This window comes from Streptomyces sp. Inha503 (assembly GCF_047215865.1).
GTDB lineage: Bacteria > Actinomycetota > Actinomycetes > Streptomycetales > Streptomycetaceae > Streptomyces > Streptomyces lycopersici.
This window is the reverse complement of record NZ_CP178360.1, coordinates 3,395,542-3,417,100: the sequence shown is the minus strand read 5'-3', so window position 1 is coordinate 3,417,100 and position 21,559 is coordinate 3,395,542. Positions and strand designations below refer to the sequence as shown.

Annotated in this window: 21 protein-coding genes; 11 read left to right on the top strand and 10 right to left on the bottom strand. The window is 73.5% G+C overall.

Going from position 1 to position 21,559, the window contains the following annotated elements; genetic code table 11:
- The first annotated feature begins 134 nt into the window (after window positions 1–134).
- The 3 genes from ACJX2R_RS13915 (at window position 135) to ACJX2R_RS13905 (ending at window position 3,301) form a co-directional block, all read left to right on the top strand.
- Window positions 135–917 carry an SDR family oxidoreductase gene (locus ACJX2R_RS13915; RefSeq protein ID WP_262703665.1) on the top strand — a complete coding sequence of 261 codons (783 nt, stop codon included), beginning with the start codon at window positions 135–137 and terminating at the stop codon, window positions 915–917.
- Between the two features lie 116 nt (window positions 918–1,033).
- The gene (locus ACJX2R_RS13910) at window positions 1,034–2,677 is read left to right on the top strand and encodes an AMP-binding protein (RefSeq protein ID WP_413100372.1); all 1,644 of its coding nucleotides are present in this window, start codon (window positions 1,034–1,036) and stop codon (window positions 2,675–2,677) included.
- Between the two features lie 30 nt (window positions 2,678–2,707).
- Window positions 2,708–3,301 carry a TetR/AcrR family transcriptional regulator gene (locus ACJX2R_RS13905; RefSeq protein ID WP_121825018.1) on the top strand — a complete coding sequence of 198 codons (594 nt, stop codon included), beginning with the start codon at window positions 2,708–2,710 and terminating at the stop codon, window positions 3,299–3,301.
- A 124-nt stretch (window positions 3,302–3,425) separates the two neighbouring features.
- Here the strand turns inward: ACJX2R_RS13905 and ACJX2R_RS13900 are convergent, their stop codons facing one another.
- The 3 genes from ACJX2R_RS13900 to ACJX2R_RS13890 form a co-directional block, all read right to left on the bottom strand.
- Window positions 3,426–4,640, bottom strand: a complete 1,215-nt coding sequence (locus tag ACJX2R_RS13900; protein WP_413100371.1) for an acyl-CoA dehydrogenase family protein — start codon at window positions 4,638–4,640, stop codon at window positions 3,426–3,428.
- Window positions 4,641–4,647: 7 nt separating this feature from the next.
- Window positions 4,648–5,670, bottom strand: a complete 1,023-nt coding sequence (locus ACJX2R_RS13895; protein ID WP_413100370.1) for a phosphotransferase family protein — start codon at window positions 5,668–5,670, stop codon at window positions 4,648–4,650.
- A gap of 213 nt (window positions 5,671–5,883) precedes the next feature.
- Entirely contained in the window at window positions 5,884–6,366 is a 483-nt protein-coding gene (locus ACJX2R_RS13890; RefSeq protein ID WP_413100369.1) for a winged helix-turn-helix transcriptional regulator, read from the bottom strand.
- 107 nt (window positions 6,367–6,473) lie between these two features.
- Here ACJX2R_RS13890 and ACJX2R_RS13885 point away from each other — a divergent pair, with 107 nt between their 5' ends.
- Together ACJX2R_RS13885 and ACJX2R_RS13880 are read left to right on the top strand one after the other, a co-directional pair.
- Window positions 6,474–7,124 carry an NADPH-dependent F420 reductase gene (locus ACJX2R_RS13885; protein ID WP_413100368.1) on the top strand — a complete coding sequence of 217 codons (651 nt, stop codon included), beginning with the start codon at window positions 6,474–6,476 and terminating at the stop codon, window positions 7,122–7,124.
- Window positions 7,125–7,337: 213 nt separating this feature from the next.
- Entirely contained in the window at window positions 7,338–8,264 is a 927-nt protein-coding gene (locus ACJX2R_RS13880) for an NADP-dependent oxidoreductase (protein WP_413100367.1), read from the top strand.
- A 1,064-nt stretch (window positions 8,265–9,328) separates the two neighbouring features.
- Here the strand turns inward: ACJX2R_RS13880 and ACJX2R_RS13875 are convergent.
- The 4 genes from ACJX2R_RS13875 to ACJX2R_RS13860 form a co-directional block, all read right to left on the bottom strand.
- The gene (locus tag ACJX2R_RS13875; RefSeq protein WP_262703659.1) at window positions 9,329–9,667 is read right to left on the bottom strand and encodes a DUF202 domain-containing protein; all 339 of its coding nucleotides are present in this window, start codon (window positions 9,665–9,667) and stop codon (window positions 9,329–9,331) included.
- Between the two features lie 18 nt (window positions 9,668–9,685).
- Window positions 9,686–10,057: a YidH family protein gene (locus ACJX2R_RS13870; RefSeq protein ID WP_262703727.1), complete on the bottom strand. Its 372-nt coding sequence runs from the start codon at window positions 10,055–10,057 to the stop codon at window positions 9,686–9,688.
- Window positions 10,058–10,146: 89 nt separating this feature from the next.
- Complete coding sequence (locus ACJX2R_RS13865; RefSeq protein WP_413100366.1) at window positions 10,147–10,683, bottom strand: NUDIX domain-containing protein; 537 nt, start codon at window positions 10,681–10,683, stop codon at window positions 10,147–10,149.
- 29 nt (window positions 10,684–10,712) lie between these two features.
- The gene (locus ACJX2R_RS13860) at window positions 10,713–11,498 is read right to left on the bottom strand and encodes a hypothetical protein (RefSeq protein ID WP_413100365.1); all 786 of its coding nucleotides are present in this window, start codon (window positions 11,496–11,498) and stop codon (window positions 10,713–10,715) included.
- A gap of 265 nt (window positions 11,499–11,763) precedes the next feature.
- On the opposite strand from ACJX2R_RS13860, the gene ACJX2R_RS13855 reads away from it, so the two are divergent.
- The 4 genes from ACJX2R_RS13855 (at window position 11,764) to ACJX2R_RS13840 (ending at window position 16,017) form a co-directional block, all read left to right on the top strand.
- Window positions 11,764–13,419: an FAD-binding dehydrogenase gene (locus ACJX2R_RS13855; RefSeq protein WP_262703656.1), complete on the top strand. Its 1,656-nt coding sequence runs from the start codon at window positions 11,764–11,766 to the stop codon at window positions 13,417–13,419.
- 145 nt (window positions 13,420–13,564) lie between these two features.
- A complete protein-coding gene (locus ACJX2R_RS13850; protein WP_138911406.1) occupies window positions 13,565–14,299 on the top strand; it encodes a molybdopterin-dependent oxidoreductase in 735 nt (244 codons plus the stop codon).
- On the top strand, window positions 14,283–14,966 hold the full coding sequence (locus ACJX2R_RS13845; RefSeq protein WP_413100364.1) for a cytochrome b/b6 domain-containing protein: 684 nt from the start codon (window positions 14,283–14,285) through the stop codon (window positions 14,964–14,966). Before ACJX2R_RS13850 ends, ACJX2R_RS13845 begins: the two co-directional genes overlap by 17 nt.
- Before the next feature lie 124 nt (window positions 14,967–15,090).
- Window positions 15,091–16,017, top strand: coding sequence for a glycoside hydrolase family 6 protein (locus tag ACJX2R_RS13840; RefSeq protein WP_413100363.1), 927 nt, complete (start codon window positions 15,091–15,093; stop codon window positions 16,015–16,017).
- 30 nt (window positions 16,018–16,047) lie between these two features.
- Here ACJX2R_RS13840 and ACJX2R_RS13835 read toward each other — a convergent pair whose 3' ends face one another.
- Window positions 16,048–17,961, bottom strand: coding sequence for a glycosyltransferase family 2 protein (locus tag ACJX2R_RS13835; protein ID WP_413100362.1), 1,914 nt, complete (start codon window positions 17,959–17,961; stop codon window positions 16,048–16,050).
- A 277-nt stretch (window positions 17,962–18,238) separates the two neighbouring features.
- On the opposite strand from ACJX2R_RS13835, the gene ACJX2R_RS13830 reads away from it, so the two are divergent.
- Window positions 18,239–19,429 (top strand): glycosyltransferase, encoded by a 1,191-nt coding sequence (locus ACJX2R_RS13830; protein WP_413100361.1) that lies wholly within the window; start codon window positions 18,239–18,241, stop codon window positions 19,427–19,429.
- A gap of 21 nt (window positions 19,430–19,450) precedes the next feature.
- On the opposite strand, the gene ACJX2R_RS13825 is transcribed toward ACJX2R_RS13830, so the two are convergent.
- A complete protein-coding gene (locus ACJX2R_RS13825) occupies window positions 19,451–19,579 on the bottom strand; it encodes a hypothetical protein (RefSeq protein ID WP_413100360.1) in 129 nt (42 codons plus the stop codon).
- Window positions 19,580–19,612: 33 nt separating this feature from the next.
- Window positions 19,613–20,578: an AraC family transcriptional regulator gene (locus ACJX2R_RS13820; protein ID WP_413100359.1), complete on the bottom strand. Its 966-nt coding sequence runs from the start codon at window positions 20,576–20,578 to the stop codon at window positions 19,613–19,615.
- A gap of 81 nt (window positions 20,579–20,659) precedes the next feature.
- On the opposite strand from ACJX2R_RS13820, the gene ACJX2R_RS13815 reads away from it, so the two are divergent.
- On the top strand, window positions 20,660–21,532 hold the full coding sequence (locus tag ACJX2R_RS13815; protein WP_413100358.1) for an NmrA family transcriptional regulator: 873 nt from the start codon (window positions 20,660–20,662) through the stop codon (window positions 21,530–21,532).
- Window positions 21,533–21,559: the final 27 nt, after the last annotated feature.

Here is a 21,559-nt window from a genome sequence, read left to right as displayed (position 1 = left end):
GCCGTCCGGGGGGTGGTGGATGTGCCTCTTCCGTTCACACATACCGACTGGTTAGTCTGCTGGGCGGAAGCCGGGCCGGGCAGAGGCCGAGCCGGGCGGAAGCCGATCCGAGCCGAGCCGAGGAGCTGCGAATCGTGGGTAGCGTGCGTGGGGCGCGTGTAGTGGTCACCGGAGCGGGCGGCGGCATCGGCGCCGCCCTCGCCCGGCGCTTCGCCGCCGAGGGCGCCCGGGTCGTGGTCAACGACCTCGACGCCGCCAAGGCCGCCTCGGTCGCCGGGGAGATCGGCGGGATCCCCGTCCCCGGTGACGCCTCCGGTGTCGTACCCGCGGCGCGTGAGGCGCTGGGCGGCGCCATCGACATCTTCTGCGCCAACGCGGGCGTCGGCCACGACGGCGGCCCCGAGGCCGACGAGGCGCTGTGGCAGCAGTCCTGGGACGTCAATGTGATGGCCCATGTGCGGGCCGCCCGGGAGCTGCTGCCCGAGTGGCTGGAGCGCGGCAGCGGCCGCTTCGTGGCCACCGTCTCCGCCGCCGGGATCCTCACCATGATCGGTTCGGCGCCGTACGCCGTCTCCAAGCACGCCGCGCTCGCCTTCGCCGAATGGCTCTCGGCCACCTACCGCCACCGCGGCATCGGCGTCCACGCCGTCTGCCCGCAGGGGGTGCGCACCGACATGCTCACCGCCTCCGGAACCGCTGGGGAGCTGGTGCTGGCGCCCACCGCGATCGAGCCCGAGCAGGTGGCCGACGCGGTCCTCGCGGGCATCGAGGAGGAGCGCTTCCTGATCCTTCCGCACCCCGAGGTGGCCCGCCACTACGCCTCCCGCGCTGGTGACACCGACCGCTGGCTCGGCGGCATCAACAAGCTCCAGCGCAAGCTCGAAGAGCTCGAGGCGGCGTCCGGGACCACGGGCTGACCCCACGGCCCGGCGCTCCCGTATCTTGCGTACCTTCCCGCTCTTGCGTACCTTCCCGCCTCCTCCGCACCTTCCCGCGCCACCACCCTCACCCCCGTCGAGACAGGGCCGCACCCATGACCACATACCAGGACCAGCCATGGCTCGCTCAGCTCAATGAGAAACAGCGCCGGCCGATCGTCCCGCGGCCGAGTCCGCTGCACGCGTTCCGGGACGCCGTGCGCACCGCCCCCGACCACCCGGCGCTCGCCTACTTCGACGGACGGCTGACCTACCGGGAGGCCGACGAGCTCTCCGACGGCGTAGCCGGCCATCTCGCCGAGCGCGACTTCCGGCCCGGCGACCGCCTCGCGATCATGCTCCAGAACACCCCGCACTTCGTGCTCGCGCTGCTGGGGGCGTGGAAGGCGGGCGGTACGGTCGTCCCGGTCAACCCCATGTACAAGGGTGCCGAGCTCGCGCACATCCTCGACGACGCCGAGGTGAGCGCCCTGGTCTGCTCCCGCCACGGCTGGGAGGACTACATACGCGACACGGCCGCCGCGTCCCCGGTGCGCATCGCCCTCACCGCCGACGCCCGCGACCTCCAGACCCGCGACGACGAGCGGGTGCTGCGCGACCAGCCCATCCCGGTCCCCGAGGACACCCAGGACCTCCTCGCCGTCGCCCGCGCCGGGGCCCGCCCGCCATCCGTCCCCGCCCCGGGCCCCGACGACATCGCGCTGATCAGCTACACCTCCGGGACCAGCGGCACCCCCAAGGGCGCCACCAACACCCACGGCAACATCTCCTACAACGCCGACCGGCAGCACCTCCTCCATGAGCTGCCCACCGGTTCGACGCTCTTCGCGCTCGCCCCGCTGTTCCACATCACCGGTATGGTCTGCCAGCTGTGCGCATGCGTCTCCGGAGCCGGCACCCTCGCCCTGGCCTACCGCTTCGAGACCGGTGTCGTCCTCGACGCCTTCGCCGAGCACCGCCCCCTCTACACCGTGGGCCCCTCCACCGCCTTCATGGCGCTGATGGCCCACCCCGGGGCCACCCGCGACCACTTCTCGTCCTTCCGCATCATCTCCTCCGGCGGCGCCCCGCTGCCGCCCGCGCTGGTCGAGCGGTTCCAGTCCGGCTTCGGCCCGTATCTGCACAACGGCTACGGGCTCACCGAGTGCACCGCGCCCTGCGCAAGCGTCCCGCCCGGGGTCCGCGCCCCCGTCGACCCGGTCTCCGGCACCCTCGCCGTCGGCGTCCCCGGCGCCGACACCATCGTGCGCATCGCGGACGACGAGGGGCGGGACGTGCCGTTCGGCGAGCAGGGCGAGATCGTCGTCCGCGGCCCGATGGTGGTGCCCGGCTACTGGCGGCGCCCGGAGGCGACCGCGGCCGCCCTCCCCGACGGGGAACTGCGCACCGGCGACATCGGTTTCATGGACGAGGGCGGCTGGCTGTACGTGGTCGACCGCAAGAAGGACATGATCAACGCCTCGGGGTTCAAGGTCTGGCCGCGTGAGGTCGAGGACGTGCTCTACACTCACCCCGCCGTGCGGGAGGCGGCCGTCGTCGGCAAACCCGACGCGTACCGCGGCGAGACGGTCAAGGCGTATGTGAGCCTCCGATCAGGGGCCGAGGTCACACCGGACGAGCTGTCCGCGTACTGTGCGGAGCGGCTTGCCGCGTACAAGTACCCCCGCGAGGTGGAGATCCTGCCCGAGCTGCCGAAGACGACCAGTGGCAAGATCCTCCGGCGGGAACTGCGAGGATGAGAGAGAAGAGGAAGAGAACGGGTGGCGACCATGGCCAGAGCGACGGACGGTGACGGACAGCCGGTGCCACAGCGGCTGCTGGCCGCTGCCACCCGCCTCTTCGCGGAGCGGGGCTACGACCGGACGTCCGTACAGGAGATCGTCGAGGCGGCGGGCGTCACCAAGGGCGCGCTCTACCACTACTTCGGCTCCAAGGACGATCTGCTCCACGAGATCTACGGCCGGGTGCTCCGGCTTCAGCAGGAGCGGCTGGACGCCTTCGCGGACGCCGACGCACCGGTGGAGACCCGGCTGCGGGAGGCGGCGGCGGATGTCGTGGTGACCACCATCGAGAACCTCGACGACGCGACCATCTTCTTCCGGTCGATGCACCAACTCAGCCCGGAGAAGCACAAGCAGGTGCGCGCCGAGCGGCGCCGCTACCACGAGCGGTTCCGCGCGTTGATCGAGGAGGGGCAGCGGGCCGGGGTGTTCAGCTCCCGGACCCCGGCGGACCTGGTGGTGGACTACCACTTCGGCTCCGTCCACCACCTGGGCACCTGGTACCGCCCCGGCGGCCGCTGGGCCCCCCAGGAGGTCGCCGACCACCTGGCCGACCTCCTGATGCGCGCGCTACGGCCGTAAAACCAGCCCGTCCAGGGGGCACCTCCCAGCGGTGGCTGGGGGAGTTTGAGGACCGGGGGTCCGGGGGCGGAGCCCCCGGTTGCGGGAAGGGGCGGGGCGGGGAACAAACCCCACCCCGCTCTACCTACACGTACCGCTTCAACTCCCGCCGCGCCAGCGACCGCTGATGCACCTCATCCGGACCGTCCGCGAGCCGCAACGTACGCGCCGCAGCCCACAGCTCCGCCAGCGGAAAGTCCTGGCTCACCCCACCCGCCCCATGCAACTGCACCGCCCGGTCCAGGATCCCCACCACCGTCCGCGGCGTCGCGATCTTGATGGCCTGGATCTCGGTGTGCGCCTCGCGGTTGCCCACCGTGTCCATCAGCCAGGCCGTCTTCAGCACCAGCAGCCGCAGCTGCTCCACCGCGACCCGCGCGTCCGCGATCCACTCGTGCACCTGCCCCTGCTGGGCGAGCGCCTTGCCGAACGCCTGCCGGTTCACCGCCCGTCGGCACATCAGCTCGATACCGCGCTCGGCCATGCCGATCAGCCGCATGCAGTGGTGGATCCGGCCGGGGCCGAGGCGGGCCTGGGCGATGGCGAAGCCGCCGCCCTCCTCGCCGATGAGGTTGCCGACCGGCACCCGCGCCCGGTCGAAGACCACCTCGGCGTGGCCGCCGTGGTAGTGGTCCTCGTAGCCGTACACCCGCATCGCGCGCCGCACCTCGACACCCGGGGTGTCGCGCGGCACCAGCACCATCGACTGCTGGCGGCGCACATCGGCGCCCTCCGGGTCGGTTTTGCCCATCACGATGAAGATCTTGCAGTCGGGGTTCATGGCCCCGGAGATGTACCACTTGCGCCCGGTGATGACGTAGTCGTCGCCGTCGCGCTCGATCCGGGTCTCGATGTTGGTCGCGTCGGAGGAGGCGACCTCGGGCTCGGTCATCGCGAAGGCCGACCGGATCTCGCCCGCGAGCAGCGGCTCCAGCCACTGCTTGCGCTGCCGCTCGTCGCCGAACTGGGCGAGCACCTCCATGTTGCCGGTGTCGGGGGCGGCGCAGTTCAGGGCGGTGGGGGCCAGCTGGGGGCTGCGGCCGGTGATCTCCGCGAGTGGGGCGTACTGGAGGTTGGTCAGCCCCGCGCCGTACTCGGCGTCGGGCAGGAAGAGGTTCCACAGGCCCTGGCGGCGGGCCTCGGCCTTGAGCTCCTCGACGACCGGCGGGGTCAGCCAGGGGGAGTCGAGGGCGGCCCGCTGCTCCTCGGCGACCGCCTCCGCGGGATGGACGTGCTCGTCCATGAAGGCGAGCAGCTTGGCGCGGAGCTCTTCGGTCCGGGCGTCGAATGCGAAGTCCATGACGGGATCAGCTCTCCTGGAGGGTGGTGAGGCCGTGGTCGATGAAGGCGGGGACGATGTCGCCGATGCGGTCGAAGCCCGCGCCGAGGGTCTGACCGAGGGTGTAGCGGTAGTGGATGCCCTCGAGGATCACCGCCAGCTTGAAGTAGGCGAAGGCGGTGTACCAGGCGACGCCGCTGACATCGCGCCCCGAACCCTCGGCGTACCGCTGGATCAGCTCGTCCGTGGAGGGGTGGCCGGGGGCGCCCTGGGTGGAGGAGATGGGGGAGTCGGCGAGGTTCGGATGACCGCTGTACATCACGATCAGTCCGAGGTCGGTCAGCGGATCGCCGAGCGTGGACATCTCCCAGTCGAGGATCGCGGTGATCCGGTCGTCGGCGTTCACCAGAACGTTGTCGAGGCGGTAGTCGCCGTGCACGACCGTGGGTGCGGGGGAGGCCGGGAGCGCCTTGGCGAGCCGGGTGTGCAGCTCGTCGATCCCGGCCAGCTCACGGCTGCGCGAGGCGGTCAGCTGCTTGCCCCAGCGCCGCAGCTGCCGCTCCAGGAAGCCCTCCGGGCGCCCGAAGTCACCGAGCCCGACCTCGGCCGGGTCGACGGAGTGCAGCGTCACGAGCGTGTCGACGAGGGAGAGCACGACCTCCCGGGTGCGCTCCGGGCCGATGGCGGCGAGCTGCTCGGCGGTGCGGTACGGGGTGCCCTCGACGAACTCCATGACGTAGAAGGGCGATCCGATGACCGACTCGTCCCCGCACAGCAGCACCGGCTCCGGCACCGGCACGGCCGTCGGATGCAGGGCGCTGATCACCCGGTGCTCCCGCGCCATGTCATGGGCGGTGGCGAGCACATGGCCCAGCGGCGGACGGCGGACCACCCAGCGCGACGTGCCATCGGTGACGGTGTAGGTGAGATTCGAGCGGCCGCCTTCGATCAGCTCGGCACTCAGCGGCCCGCGCACCAGCCCCGCACGTTCGCGGTCGAGGTGGGCGCGGAGCCGTTCGAGGTCGAGCCCTGGGGGATTGCCTGCGTTCATCGAACCTCTCTCGTACTCGTATACGGGAACGGGCGGGCCGTTCGTCCCGCCTCATGATGCCGACCAGTCGGTATGTAGTCCAGTGGGTGTCGGGTGCGGGGCGTGTGACATGGCGGTTCGGGGGGCGACGAGGCGGGCCCGGGGCGGGCGCTGGGGCGGACCGCCGGGGCGGGGCGCTGGGGCCGGTCACCGGGGCGGACCGCCGGGCGGGGCCTACCGCCCCTGCCCGGTGCTCCGTCCCTGCCCGGTGTTCCGCTCCTGCCCGGTGTTCCGCTCCTGCCGCTCCTGCCGCGCTCGCCGCCGCTCGGCCCGCTCCTGGGCCTCGACCACCGCGTCCCCGTACTCCACCGACCAGGCGCCGAGCGCCTCGACCGGCCCCAGCAGGGTCTCCCCGAGCGGGGTCAGCCCGTACTCGACCCGGGGCGGCGCCTCCGCGTACCGGTGCCGCTCCACCAGCCCGTCGTCCTCCAGGCGGCGCAGGGTGTCGTTGAGCACCTTCGCGCTGATGCCGCCGATGGCCTCGCGCAGCTCGCCGGGGCGGCGCGGCCCTTCTCGCAGCCCGAAGATCACGACGGCGGTCCAGGTATGGGCCAGCAGATCGAAACCCAGCCGCGCCCGGCAGTCGGCGATGAATCCGTCCGGGGCGATGAATCCGCCCGGGGTGGTGGGCCGTGTCGTCGTCGCCTGTTCGCTCACTGATGACCTCCTGGCCGCCGTCCTAGCGCATCCGTCGCACACCGCGCGGTGTGCGACGGACTTCCTAGTGTCGCTGCCCTACGACGCGCGATGACGAGGAGACCGCGATGCGGATCGGAGTGCTGGGCACGGGCAACATGGCCGACGCGCTGGGAACCCAGTGGGCGCGGGCGGGCCACGAGCTGCTGATCGGCGGCCGCTCGCGGCCGAAGGCGGAGGCGCTGGCCGCGCGGATCGGCCATGGCGCGCGGGCGGGGAGCCCGCGCGAGGCCGCCGGTTTCGGCGAGGTGACGCTGCTGGCAGTGGCGTACGAGGGCGTCGAGGCGGCCCTGGACGCGGCGGGCGCGGCCGAGGGGACGCTAAGCGGCCGGGCACTGATCGACTGCACCAACGCGATCGTCCCCGGCCGCTTCACCCTCGCCACGGACGGCGGGCCGGGCATGGCCGAGATCGCGGCGCGGGCCGTCGGGGCGCGGGTGGTGAAGGGGTTCTGCCACTGCGCGGACGCGGTGTGGCGGATGACCCCGCCGGTCTTCGCCGACGGCCCGCTGGGGGTTCCGCTGTGCGGGGACGACGAGGGCGCCCTGGAGGCCGTACGGACCCTGGTCCGCGACATGGGCTGCGTACCGCTGGACGGCGGTGGTCTGGAGCGGGCCCGCCTGCTGGAGGCCACCGTGGCGTTTCTGCTGGGCTTCTGGTTCGGCGGGGTGGAGCCGCGCGCCGCGCTGCCGCCGCTGGCGGTGCAGGGGCGGGCGTAGCGGGCGGGGGGACGGGTGCGGATTTGCGGTGGCGGTGGGCGAGCAGGAGCGTCGAAGGGGAGGAGCGGGCAAGAAGACGCCGGGACGGGGAACCCGCGAACCCGCGAACCCGCGAACGAAGCCGCGAAGCCGCGAACGAAATCGTGAACCCGCGAACGAACCGCGGACCCGCCGCGAACCGCGAAGACCGCGAAGACCGCGAGGAGCACCACCATGAAGGCCATCAGCTACCGCCGCTACGGCGGCCCCGAGATCCTGGAGTACGGGGAGCGGCCGGAGCCCAAGGTCGGCCCCGACTCCGTACTGATCAGGGTCAAGGCCGCCGCCGTGAACCCCGTCGACTGGAAGGCGCAGGCCGGATACCTCGAACCGGTCCTGGACGCGGTCTTCCCGGTCATCCCCGGCTGGGACGTCGCGGGGGTGGTGGAGCAGCCGGGCCCGGCGGTGACGGAGTTCCAGCCAGGTGACGAGGTGATCGGCTACGTACGGGAGGACTTCCTCTCCCGGGGCACCTGCGCCGAGTACGTGGCCGCGCCCGTCCGCACCCTCGCCCGCAAACCGCGGAACCTCTCCTTCACGCAGGCCGCGGGCATCCCGCTGGCGGGCCTGACGGCGTACCAGTGCCTGGTGCGGGCGCTGAGGGTCGGCGAGGGCGACACGGTGCTGGTGCACGCGGGGGCGGGCGGGGTCGGCTCGATGGCGGTGCAGTTGGCCCGGCACATGGGGGCGCGGGTGATCGGCACGGCGGGGGAGCGCAACCACGAGTATCTGCGGGCGCTCGGGGCCGAGCCGACCGCGTACGGGGACGGGCTCGCCGGCCGGGTCCGCGCCCTCGCCCCGAACGGGGTGGACGCCGTGCTCGACCTCGTCGGCGGCGACGCGCTCGCCGTCTCCTCCGAACTTCTCGCCCCCGGGGGCCGCTTGGCCTCCATCGCCGATCCCGCCGTCCTCGGCCTGGGCGGCCACTACGTCTTCGTCCGCCCCGACCCCAACGACCTCCAGGACCTCACCGACCTCGCCGAACGCGGCGCCCTCGGTGTCGAGGTCTCCGCGGTCTTCCCCCTCCAGAAGACGGCGGACGCGCAGCGTCTGAGCATGGAGGGCCATGTCAGGGGCAAGGTCGCCATCACGGTGGATTGACCGGAGGCCGCCTGCGGCGTGCTGAGCCCCCACCCCGCCCCTTCCCGATACAAGGGGCTCCGCCCCTTGAACCCCGCCAGGGCTCCGCCCCGGACCCCGCCAGGGCCCCGTCCCGGACCCCGCCAGGGCCCCGTCCCGGACCCCGCCGGGGCTCGGCCCCGGACCCCACCGGGGACCCCGCCGGGGGTTCTGCTCCGGGCCCCTGCCGTGGTTCTGTTCCGGGCCCTGCCAGGGTTCTGCTCCGGACTCCACCGGGGCTCAGCCCCCGTCCCCGCCGGGGCTCCGCTCCGGGCCCCGCCAGGGCCCCGTCCCGGACCCCGCCGGGGCTCGGCCCCGGACCCCACCGGGGACCCCGCCGGGGTTCTGCTCCGGGCCCCTGCCGGGTCTCCGTTCCGGGCCCTGCCGGGGTTCTGCTCCGGGCCCTGCCGGGTCTCCGTTCCGGGCCCCGCCAGGGCTCCGCCCTCGACCCCGCCGTGGTTCTGTTCCGGGCCCTGCCAGGGTTCTGCTCCGGACTCCACCGGGGCTCAGCCCCCGTCCCCGCCGGGGCTCCGCTCCGGGCCCCGCCAGGGCCCCGTCCCGGACCCCGCCGGGGCTCGGCCCCGGACCCCACCGGGGACCCCGCCGGGGTTCTGCTCCGGGCCCCTGCCGGGTCTCCGTTCCGGGCCCTGCCGGGGTTCTGCTCCGGGCCCTGCCGGGTCTCCGTTCCGGGCCCCGCCAGGGCTCCGCCCTCGACCCCGCCGGGGTTCTGCTCCGGGCCCCGCCAGGGCTTCGCTCCGGACCCTGCCGGGGTTCTGCTCCGGACTCCACCGGGGCTCCGCCCCGGGCCCTGCCGGGTCTCCGTTCCGGGCCCCGCCAGGGCTCCGCCCCCGTCCCCGCCGGGGTTCTGCTCGGGGCCCCGCCAGGGCTTCGCCCCGGGCGCCGACGTGGGCGTGCGGGGCGGCGCGGGCCAGCGTGTGTGCTGGGGCGGCTGGGGGTCGGGGCGGAGCCCCGGTGGGGTCAAGGGGCGGAGCCCCTTGTATCGGGAAGGGGCGGGGTGGGGAATCGCCCCCGGCCCCAGCCCAGCCCTATCGCAGCGTCGCCGCCCCCAGCGCCGTCAACGCGACCGTGCAGGCGACCACGGCCGCGGCCGCCCGCGGGGACAGGGCGGGCGGCCGGGGCGCGTGCATGGCCCGGATACGGTGGTGGGCCAGGGCCAGGAAGGCCAGCCACGCCAGCACGACCAGGGCCAGGACCACGAGCGAGACCGGGTCGATACCGCTGTGCAGCGTCTGCCGACCCGCGAGCGAGGCGGCCACCGCGCACGCCAGCGTCGTACGGCGCCAAGCCAGCCGCGTCCGCTCCGGCTGGAGGCCGGGGTCCCGGTCCCGCGTTCGGGACCCGCCGGTCCCTTTCCCTTCCGGCATCGCCTCACACCTCCCGGCTCACCCGCCCCACCCGAAGGCGGCCACGATCACCATCAGCAGCGCGACCACCCCGACCGCCAGCCCCAGCACGATCGGGAAGCGGGACGCCGGCAGGTCCTCGCCGCGTCGCATGGCCCGCTCGCAGCGCACCCAGTGGCTGATGGCCCGCAGGGCGCACAGCGCGCCGGCCGCCAGCAGCATGAGCGCCAGCGCGAGCCGCAGTGGGCGGCCGGTCTCCGGGAGGAACTGGTCGACCGCGAATCCGCCGCCCACCAGCGCCATCGCGGTGCGCAGCCATGCCAAGAAGGTCCGTTCGTTGGCGAGCGAGAAGCGGTAGTCGGGGGTGCTGCCCTCCTCCCGCAGCCGCTCGGGCGCGAACCACAGCCGGATGTCCGAGACCGCTGAGAGGCGGCCACCGCCACGCGGCTCGGGCTCGGGCTCGGTGTGGCGGGAAGGCTCCGAGGGCCCGGAAGTATCCGTCACTTTTCGACCTTCTCACGGTGCCACTCCGCCAGCCGCTGGTACGCCTCCCACCCGTCCGGCACCCACTCCCACTCCGGCAGCCGCCGCGTCAGCTCCTCCTCGGTGAGGAACGCGTGCCAGGCGACCTCCTCGGTCTGCGGATCGACCGGCAGCTCGCAGCGCACCTCGTAGATCCGGCTCCACCAGGTGTGCTCGGGCGTCTCGTAGAGGAACGAGAACAGCGGTACGGGCTGGGGCAGCCCCCGCACTCCCAGCTCCTCCTCCGCCTCGCGCAGCGCCGCCTCGTCATAGCCCTCGCCCGCGCCGACGACCCCGCCCACGAACATGTCGTACAGCGACGGGAAGACCAGCTTCTCGGCGGTGCGGCGATGGACGAAGATCCGGCCCTGGGCGTCCCGCGCCTGGATGAAGACGCAGCGGTGGCGGAGCCGATGGGCCATGGCGTCGCCGCGCCGGGCCTGGCCCACCACGCGATCCCGCTCGTCCACGATGTCCAGCAGTTCGTCGGCGGAAAGCGGTTCCTGATCAGGCATACCGCCATACAAGCAGATCGGGGGCGCGGTCAGCGCCGGTGGCCCCCGCCGTAGCCGCCCCCGTACTCGCCGCCATAGCCTCCGCCATAGCCGTTCCCACCGCCATAGCCGTTGCCGCCGCCATAGTCTCCGCCATAGCCGCCGCCGTAGCCGTCGCCCTGTCCCTGTCCCGGTCCGTACGGCCCGGAGCCGCCGTCCTGGCCGCGCTGTCTCGCCTGCTGTTCGGCCCAGCTGTCGAACGCCTCCACCGCGTCCTGCCAGTCGTCGTACTGCCCCGGTCCCCGGGACGACCAGCCCGGCCAGGACGGGGTGGAGCGGCCCTTGCCGGACGACGACGCCGCGGGCTTGTCCGGTGCGGAGTCGCCCGCCGGGGCCTGGGCCGTCGGCTGGGCGGCGGCCGGTGGCTGCGGCTTGGGCTTCTCGGCGCGGGCGCCGCGCAGCGGGGTCTCGCCGACCGCCGCCTCGGCGTACGGGACGGCATGGCTCTCGGGCTCGTCCGGCGCGGCCGTCGAGCTGTCGTGGCCGGAGGCGGCCGTCGCCTGGCGGGCGTCCTTGCCCATGAGCATGAAGAGCGCGGTGGCGGCGCCGGTGGCCGACAGCAGAATCGCCCCTGCGGCCGCCTTGCGCCGGTTGTCCGCCTGGCGGCGGCGGGCGTGCCGGGGGCCGATCACCTCGCCGCGGAGCACCTGTGGTGCCTCGTCCGCGTCCGGTGCGGCTAAGAGGGGCTGTGGGCCGGGCGTGATGAGCGTCGGGTTCACCACACGACGTTCGACATCGGGCCTCGGCCCTGAGTGCTCAACGGAGCGGTCAGCCATGGTCGATGATGATGCCCGTTTGGCCGAACCCTGTCCAATGTCGGTGAACGAATGTGACCTTTTGTTCCACGCCCAGGCTGCACGGACGGAGTTGGCCGTCCGGCACGGGGCGGGCACGGGGCGGCAGCGGCCGGAAACCGCTCCCACACCCCGGGTTGACGCCGTACTAGCCGGTAGGCAGGATCGGCGGTCATGGCTCCGGCGGTGCACCGCCGGCACACCGCCGGTGGCCGCCGGCGGGCTCACGAGAACGGGACACCACACCATGGCGTACGACGCGGATGTCATCGTGGTCGGCGCGGGGCTCGCGGGCCTCGCGGCCACCGCCGAACTGGCCGACGCCGGCCGTAAGGTGATCCTGCTCGACCAGGAGCCCGAGCAGTCGCTCGGCGGCCAGGCCCACTGGTCCTTCGGCGGTCTCTTCCTCGTCGACTCACCCGAGCAGCGCCGTCTGCGCATCCGTGACAGCCACGAGCTCGCCTGGCAGGACTGGCTGGGCACGGCCGGGTTCGACCGCGAGGAGGACCACTGGCCGCGCCGCTGGGCCGAGGCGTACGTGGACTTCGCGGCGGGCGAGAAGCGGTCCTGGCTGCACGCCCAGGGGCTGCGGCTGTTCCCGCTGGTCGGCTGGGCCGAGCGCGGCGGTTACGACGCCACCGGGCACGGCAACTCCGTGCCCCGCTTCCACATCACCTGGGGCACCGGCCCCGGCATCGTGGCCCCCTTCGAGCGGCGGGTGCGGGCCGCCGCCGCCCGCGGCCTGGTCGAGCTGCGCTTCCGGCACCGGGTGACGGGGCTGGCCCGCAGCGCGGGCACGGTCGACACCGTCACCGGCGACATCCTGGAGCCCAGCCAGGCCGAGCGCGGCAGCCCCAGCAGCCGCGAGGTCACCGGCGCCTTCGAACTGCGCGCCCAGGCCGTGATCGTCACCTCCGGCGGCATCGGCGGCAACCACGACCTCGTCCGCGCCAACTGGCCCGAGCGGCTCGGCTCCCCGCCCGAGCGGATGATCTCCGGGGTCCCGGCCCATGTGGACGGCCATATGCTCGGCATCGCCGAGGGCGCCGGCGGACGGATCATCAACCGCGACCGGATGTGGCACTACACCGAGGGCATCCAGAACTGGAACCCCATCTGGCCCCGGCACGGCATCCGCATCCTGCCCGGCCCGTCCTCCCTGTGGTTCGACGCGCGCGGCAAGCGGTTGCCGGTGCCGCTGTTCCCCGGCTTCGACACCCTCGGCACGCTCGAGCACATCATGCGGACCGGCCACGACCACACCTGGTTCGTGCTCACCCAGAAGATCATCGAGAAGGAGTTCGCGCTCTCCGGCTCCGAGCAGAACCCGGACCTCACCGGCAAGAGCGTCCGCGGTGTGATCGGCCGCGGGCGGGCCGGGGCGCCGGGCCCGGTCCAGGCGTTCATGGACCACGGCGCGGACTTCATCGTCGAGCGGTCGTTGCCCGCGCTGGTCCGGCGGATGAACGAGCTCACCAAGGAGCCGCTCATCGACGAGGCCGAACTGCGGCGGGAGATCGTCGCCCGGGACCGCGAGATCGCCAACCCCTACACCAAGGACCTCCAGGTCACCGCCCTGCGCGGCACCCGCAAGTACATCGCCGACCGGCTCATCCGCACCGCCGCCCCGCACCGCGTCCTCGACCCCAAGGCGGGCCCGCTGATCGCCGTGCGGCTGCACATCCTGACCCGTAAGACGCTCGGCGGCCTGGAGACGGACCTCTCCTCCCGCGTCCTGACCGAGGGCGGCGAACCGCTGCCCGGCGTCTACGCGGCCGGTGAGGCGGCGGGCTTCGGCGGCGGCGGAGTGCACGGCTACCGCTCCCTGGAGGGCACCTTCCTGGGCGGCTGCCTCTTCTCGGGCCGTACGGCGGGCCGCGCGGCGGCCGAGGCGGTGGGGTAGGCGGGTAGGTGGGCAGCCGGGCAGGCGGGGGAGACCTTAGTGGCGTAACCCCCTCGTACGCCGCTCGCCCCCGGAGTCTTACCGAAGTCTGACGAATCCCGGCAGGAGATGGCGCACCACCCCCGCCCGGTGCTCTCATCAATCCATGGACCCCAACACCGGTGCCGGACCGGACGGCGACGGCACGCCCGTCGGCCGGCGCCTCGTCCTCGGCATGCTGGGCCTCGGCGCGGGCGCGATGGCCGCGGCCCCCTGGCTCCAGGGCCGGCTGGAGACCGCCCTGGGCGCGGTGGCCGACAAGGACCCGACGGGGGTGACCGGACTCCTCCCCAACGGCGGCGGCTTCCGCTACTACTCCGTCACCTCCTCCGTGCCCCACAAGGACGCCGACAGCTACCGCCTCACCGTCGACGGACTCGTCGACAAGCCCGGTGCGTACCGCCTCGCCGATCTGCGCGCGCTGCCGCAGACCCGCCTGGTGCGCGACGTCCAGTGCGTCACCGGCTGGCGGGTGCCCGAGACCCCGTTCGAGGGGGTGCGGCTGTCGGCGCTGCTGGACGCCGCCGGAGTGCGCCGAGGGGCCAAGGCGGTCCGCTTCACCTGCTTCGACGGCGCGTACAGCGAGAGCCTGACCCTCGACCAGGCGCGGCGCCCTGATGTGCTGGTCACGCTGAAGCTTCGGGACAAGCCGCTCGGCCACTCCCACGGCGGGCCGGTGCGGCTGTACGTGGCGCCGATGTACTTCTACAAGTCGGCGAAGTGGCTCTCCGGCATCACCGTCACCGATGAGGTGCGGCCCGGCTACTGGGAGGAGCGGGGCTATGACGTCGACGCCTGGGTCGGCAGGTCGAACGGACGCGACGATGACCCCACCGCCTGAGCGGACGACGGCGCCTCCGCCCCGGGCCGGGGAGCGGGAGGCCGGCTCCCGGGTGCTCCGGTTCAGCCCCGCCGAGCGCTGGATCCACCGCACCACGGCCCTCCTGCTGGGCGCGTGCGTGGTCAGCGCGGCCTGTCTCTATCTGCCCGCGCTCGCCGAACTGGTCGGCCGCCGCGAGCTCGTCGTCACCGTCCATGAGTGGACCGGCATCCTGGCCCCGCTCCCGGCCCTGCTCGGCCTCGTCTCCCGCGCCTTCCGCGCCGATCTCACCCGCCTCAACCGCTTCGGCCCGCACGACCGCCGCTGGCTGCGCGCGGCGCTGCGGCGCGACCACCGGCCCCAGGAGCGCCCGGCGGGGAAGTTCAACGCCGGGCAGAAGCTGTACGCGGGGTACATCGCGGGCGCGGTGCTGGTGATGGCGGGCACCGGGCTGCTGATGTGGTTCACCGGTCTGGCCCCGCTGGTGTGGCGCACCAGCGCCACCTTCGTCCACGACTGGCTGGCGCTGGCCATCGGCATCGTCCTGCTCGGCCATATCAGCAAGGCGCTCGCCGATCCGGAGGCCCGGCGCGGGATGCGCACGGGCCGGGTCGAGCGGGCGTGGGCGGCCCGGGAGCACCCCCTGTGGCGTACGGACGAGGACGCGCGGGAGCGCCGGGAACGCTGAACCCATGACACCCGGTGCCATGATTCGTCGCATGCGAGAGAAAGGTGCAAGAACGAGCATTATGCGGCTTTGGTTGCATGCCGCCGTATGCCTCGCGGTGATGCTTCCGCTGGGTGCATGCCGCATGTTCGAGTCCCCCCTGCGGCGCGGCGGGCTCTGGGTGAACCCGGACAGCCTCGCCGCCCGGCAGGCTCATGAGAGGGAACACGAGGGAAAGAACGGCGACGCCGCGCTCATCCGGCGGATCGCCCAGCAGCCGGTCGCCGAATGGTTCGGCCCCGCGCCGCCCCGGGAACGGGCCCGCTCCATCACCGAATCGGCGGCGCGGACCGGGTCCACCCCGGTTCTGGTGGCCTATCACATCCCGTACCGCGACTGTGGGCGGTACTCGGCGGGCGGCGCGCGGAACCGCGCGGCCTACCGGTGGTGGATCGAGCAGTTCACGCTCGGCATCGGCGATCGCAGGGCGATCGTCGTCCTGGAGCCCGACGCGGTGGCCCAGCTGGTCGACGGCTGTGTGCCGCGCAGGCTGCGCAAGGCCCGGCTGGAGATGCTCCGCGAGGCGGTCGCCCTGTTCGCCGCGCTGCCCCGCGTCCAGGTGTACCTGGACGCGGGGAACCCGAGCTGGATCCGGAATCCCGCCCGGCTGGTGCGGCCGCTGCGCGACGCCGGTATCGAGCAGGCGGACGGCTTCGCGCTGAACGTCTCCAACTTCCAGCCGACCGCCCGCACCAAGGCGTACGGCCACCGGCTCTCCACCGCCCTCGACAAGGCCCACTTCATCATCGACACCAGCCGCAACGGCAACGGGCCGCTGCGGGCCCGCGGCGCGGCCCGGCACGGCATCCGGGCGCGGGACCGCTGGTGCAACCCGCCGGGGCGGGCGCTGGGCGAGCCGCCCAGCACCCACACCGGGGACCCCCTCGTGGACGCCTATCTGTGGATCAAACGGCCCGGGGAGTCCGACGGCACCTGCAACGGCGGCCCTCCGGCGGGCCACTGGTGGACCAAGTACGCCCTCGACCTGGCCCGCAACGCCCCCCACCGCTGAGCGCTCCGCTGGAAGCGCCCTGATCTGCCGTCAATCGGCCGCGGCGCCGTGGTGGCCGGTCGCGCCCACGCGGCGGAGCAGCATATCGACGCAGCCCCGCGCCCCTTCGGGGCTCGCCGCGTCGCGCGCCGTCGGCACCGTGCCACGCGCCGGACCCTTCCGGCCGCGGCGCGGCAGCCCCACCGACCAGATCGCCACCGGAGCCAGGCACAGGGCCAGCGCGAGCACCGCCCACACCCGCATCACCGCATGGGTGTGCCCCAGGAAGAACGAGCCGACCAGCGAGGAGCCGAACACCCCCGCCCACAGCAGATGGATACGGAACGTGGCGAGCCGGTCGGGGCTGGACGAGTCGCCCTTGGGCGTGACCACGAACCGGCTGGTGCGCCGCAGCACCGCGTCGCACAGCGACTTGGCGTAGATCGGCGCGGACAGCGCCGAGAGCAGCATCCCGGCCAGCCCGCCGGAGCCCTCCGGCTCGTGCGGGGAGACGTTGTGCCGCCGGTTCCAGATGTACAGCCCGATCTGGAGCATCGCGGCGTCGCTGTAGAGCATCATCCACATCTCGGCCGGGATGTGGATCCCGGCGGCGCCCAGCATCAGGAACAGCGCGCACGACAGCGCGGAGAGGAGCCAGTTGACCGCGGTCATCGGGTAGTACGCGATCATCAGCGAGTAGTTCAGCAGCTTGCCGGGCGACAGGGTGAACGGGCCCTTCCAGAACTGCTTGAGCACGGTCTCGTAGGTGCCGCGGCTCCACCGCATCTGCTGGGTGAAGAAGTCCGTCCAGGTGCTCGGCCCCTCGCCGACCGCGAGCACATCGGGGGTGTAGACCGAGCGCCACTTCTTACGGGTCGCCGGGTTGCGGTGGCGGTGCAGCTCGAAACCGGTGGCCATGTCCTCGGTGATCGAGTCGTACAGCCCGCCGATCGAGCGCAGCGCGCTGATCCGCACCACGTTGTTGGTCCCCACGAACATCGGGCCGCCATAGGCGTTTCCGGCCCGCTGGATCAGCGCGTGGAAAAGGAACTGCTGGCTTTCGGCGGCCTTGGTGACCGGGGTGTCGTAATTCCCGTAGACCTGCGGGCCGACCACGAAGGCGATATCCGGATCCCGGAAGTAACCCAGCATGCGCTCCAGGAAGTTGGACAGCGGCACATGGTCGGTGTCCACACACGCCATGAATTCATAACCGTCGCCGTGCGCGTCCAGCCAGGCGTTGTAATTCCCGTGCTTGGTCCGCGCCCGGAAAGCCCCCTTCGGCTGATTCCACTTCTCGATTCCCTTGCGCGAGAAGTGCCGTACGCCCAGCCGCTCGCACAGCGCCTTGACCTCGTCGTCGTCCCCCTCGTCGAGCAGCCAGACGTCCAGCGGACCGGTGTGCCGGATCCGCACCGCCCCCTCCAGCGTGGCCCGCACCATCGCGATCGGCTCCTTGCCGGGCACGAAGCTGGTCAGGAACGCCACCCGGGTCCCAGGCTCGGCCACCACCGGCACCGGATCCCGCGCCACCAGCGTGGCATGGGCGTTGGAGACGACCGTGAACAGGCGAAACCCCTCGATCAGCGCGATCGAGACCAGCATCGCCACATCCGCCGCCCGCTGCCACCCCGGCGCGTACCCGCGCTCCACCCAGTGGTCCGGGTGCAGCAGCCACAGCAGCAGCACCGCCGAGCACACCGGCGCCGCGCACAGCAGCAGCGCGGCACGGATCCGGTGCGGCTCCTGCGCCAGCAGGCTCCGGCAGCGCACCCTGTAGGGGCGGTCCGCCGGGGGCTTGGTCAGCGGGCCCGCCAGTTCGCTGTACCGCTTGTACTCGTACACCGGGGCGGGACGGTGGTGCGGGACGCGGGAATCCGACGCGGTACGCGCGGGCGGCGGCCCGGCTACGGCGCGTGCGGTGGTTTTCCGGGGGGAATCTCTGACGGGGGTCGGTGCAGACATCTGGGCACTCCCGCGGGGCTGGCTCGAACCGAATGTCGCGCCACGATGACCCATACGGGCCATATTCTTCAGGTCATCGCGCGAGATGAGAAGGTAACAATCCCATGGGGCATGAGCGCGCACATCGGATATTCGGCGCGCCATTGTTGACGGCTCGTAAGGCATCCACTCCGACGGCCCAGCGGCGCGCGTCTTACGTGATTTACATCCCGCCGTCTGGCAGGGTCGGCACCGATCGAAGCCCATCGGAATACGGAGGATGGGGCGCAGTCGCCCGATGAGAGTCCTGCACATCATCTCCCGCCTCGGGGCCGGAGGAGCCGAACAGCAACTGCGGCTGCTGCTGCGCCATATGCCGGTCCGCTGTGACGTCATCGCCCTCTCGGGCCCCGGCGCCACCGCGCACGGCATTCGCGCGGACGGCATCCCGGTCACCCATCCGCCCCTGGGCGGCGGGCGCGAGCGGCAGCTCACCACCGTGCCCAGACTGGCGCGGATCATCCGGTCCGGCGGCTACGACCTGGTGCACACCCATCTGTACCGGGCGTGTGTGCTCGGCCGGATCGCCGCCCGGCTGGCCGGAGTCCGGGCGGTCATCGCCACCGAACACAGCCTGGGCGAGCGCCGGATCGACGGCCGTCCGCTCAACGCCGCCCTCCGCGCCCGCTATCTCGCCGCCGAGCGGCTGGGCTCGGCGACCGTCGCCGTCTCGGCCGCCGTGGCCGACCGGCTGCGCGACTGGGGCGTGCCCAACCGCCGGATCCATCTGGTGCCCAACGGGATCGACGCCCGCCACTTCCGCTTCGAGCCGACCGCGCGGGCGGCCGCCCGCGCCCGGCTCGGCATCCCCGACCGGGCCTTCCTGGTCGGCGGGGTGGGGCGCCTGGTGGCGGACAAGCGGTTCGACACGGCGGTGCGGGCCGTCGCCGAGGTGCCGGACGCCCGGCTGCTGCTGGTCGGCGAGGGCCCCGAGCGCCCCGCCCTGGAGGACCTGGCCGCCCGGCTCGGCGTGGCCGACCGGGTCAGGCTGCTGGGGGAGCGCGACGGCGCGGTGGCCCCGGCCGACGACCGGCCCGCGGGGCTGCCCGCGCTGCTGGCCGCCATGGACGTCCTGGTCTCGCCGTCCGCCGAGGAGGCGTTCGGCCTCGCGGCACTGGAGGGGCTGGCCGCCGGGCTGCCGGTGCTGCACACCGTCTGCCCCGCCCTCGACGAGCTGCCCGACGGCGCCGCGCCCGGCGCCCGCCGTATCGCCCCCGGCCCGGCCGCCCTCGCCGCCGCCCTGCGCGCGCAGGCCGCCCAGGGCCCGCTGCGCTTCCCGGTCCCGGACGCCGTCGACCGCTACGCCATCGCCCGCGCCGCCCGCCGCCTGATGGACCTCTACGACCGCACCACCACCTGCGGCCCGGACGGCTGCCTGCGAGTGCCGCCGGTCAGCCGCATGCCGCGGCGCGGCGCGCCCGCGGGCTGAGACGGCCCGCGCGACGGGGCATCAGCCGCGTGGCGCGGACCCGCCGTCGCCGTTGCCGGTGCCCGCGCGGCTGACCGTGACGAGGGCCCGGGAGACCGGCTGGACCAGCGAGTGGAGGCTGAGCGGGGCGGTGGTGTCCGGCAGCGCCATGCCTCCGGTATCCCCGCGCCCACAGTGAATCGGTCAGCTTTTGTTGCCCGAAGCGTGAGCCGCGCTCAATGCCGATGCGCGGTGCGCCCGCGGGCTCAGGCCGCGCTCGCGCTTGAAGGCGGCGCTGAGCGCGAACGCGCTGCCGTAGCCGACCCGCCGGGCGACCGCCGCCAGGGTCTGCTCCGGATCCCGGAGCAGATCCGCCGCGAGCGACAGCCGCCAGCCGGTCAGATACGCCATGGGCGGCTCGCCCACCAGCGCGGTGAAGCGGCGGGCCAGCGCCGCCCGCGAGACACCCGCCTCGGCGGCGAGCCCGGCGACCGTCCACGGATGGGCCGGGTTGTTCTGGAGCAGCCGCAGGGCGCGGCCCACCACCGGGTCGCCCAGCGCCCGGTACCAGCCGGGCGCCCCGGCCTCCGGCCGGGAGAACCAGGCCCGCAGCACCGAGATCAGCAGCAGATCCAGCAGCCGGTCCAGGACCGCCTCCTGCCCGGGTTCGTCCTTGACGATCTCCTCGCCGAGCCAGGGCATCAGGGGGCAGTCCCACACCCCGCCGTCCAGCGTCAGCAGCGGGGGCAGCGCGTCCAGCAGCCGCCCGTTGATCTCCCCGTCCAGCAGATAGCTGCCGATGAGCATCACGGCCGAGCCGTCCGGGCTGTTGCCCCAGGTGCGCACCCCCAGCGCCATCGCCTCGGCCAGATCGACGCCGTCCGCCGTGCGGCACACCTCACCGGGGAGGATCCACGCCCGCGGCGCGGTGGCGGGGTCGCCGGCCACCGTATACGGATCCGGGCCGCGCGCGATCGCCACGTCCCCCGGGCGCAGCCGCACCGCCTCGCCCGCGTCCGGCACCACCCACGCCTCGCCGCGTGCCATGGTCATCACGCACAGCGGGGCCCGGTCCTCGATCCGCACCGCCCAGGGCGGCTCCATCACGACCCGCAGCAGAAAGGCCCCCCGGGCCCGCGGGCCGTCCAGCAGGCTCGCCAGCGCGTCCATGCGGCACAGCGTAGACGCTCGCGCATGCGGTGGAGCCTCTCGGCCATGGCCCGTCTCACGGCCCGCGAGTTGACTGGCCGTATGACGACACAGCACACGGAAACACAGGCCACGCGATCACGGTCCACAGAGCGCACGACCGTCCTCGTCCTCGGCGGCACCGGCAAGACCGGCCGCCGGGTCGCGGAACGGCTGAGCCGGGCGGGACACCCGGTGCGGATCGGCTCCCGGTCCGGCGGAACGCCGTTCGACTGGGAGGACCCGCGCACCTGGGAGCCCGCGCTGGACGGGGCCGCCGCCGCGTACATCGCGTACTACCCCGATGTCTGCGACCCGGGAGCCGCCGCCACCCTCCGCGCCTTCGCCGGACTGGCGGCCGAGCGCGGCACCCGGCGGCTGGTGCTGCTCTCCGCCCGGGGTGTGGAGGCGGCACGGCCCGCCGAGGAGGCGGTGCGGGTGCCGGGCGTGGCGGCGACCGTGCTGCGCGCGAGCTGGTTCTTCCAGAACTTCGACGAGGGCATTCTGCGCGACGGGGTGCTCGACGGCGAGATCGTCTTCCCCGCCGGGGACGTCAAGGAGCCCTTCGTGGACGCCGACGACATCGCCGATGTCGCGGTCGCGGCGCTGACCGGGGACGTACCCGGAGACCGGAGTTTCGAGATCACCGGGCCGAGGCTGCTGACCTTCGCCGAGGCGGCCGCGGAGATCGCCGGGGCGACGGGCCGCGCGGTGCGCTACGTGCCGGTCTCCGCCGGGAGTTACGGGGCCGCGCTGGTGCGCGACCACGGGCTGCCGGAGGGGCTGGGGGCGTTTCTGACCGAGCTCTTCGCCACCTTGCTGGACGGGCGCAACGCGCATCTGACGGACGACGTCCGTCGCGTCCTGGGGCGCGCGCCACGGGACTTCGCGGACTACGCGCGACAGGCCGCGAGGGACGGGGTCTGGACCGGCTGAGGTGCGACGGAGACCGCTGCCCGCCGC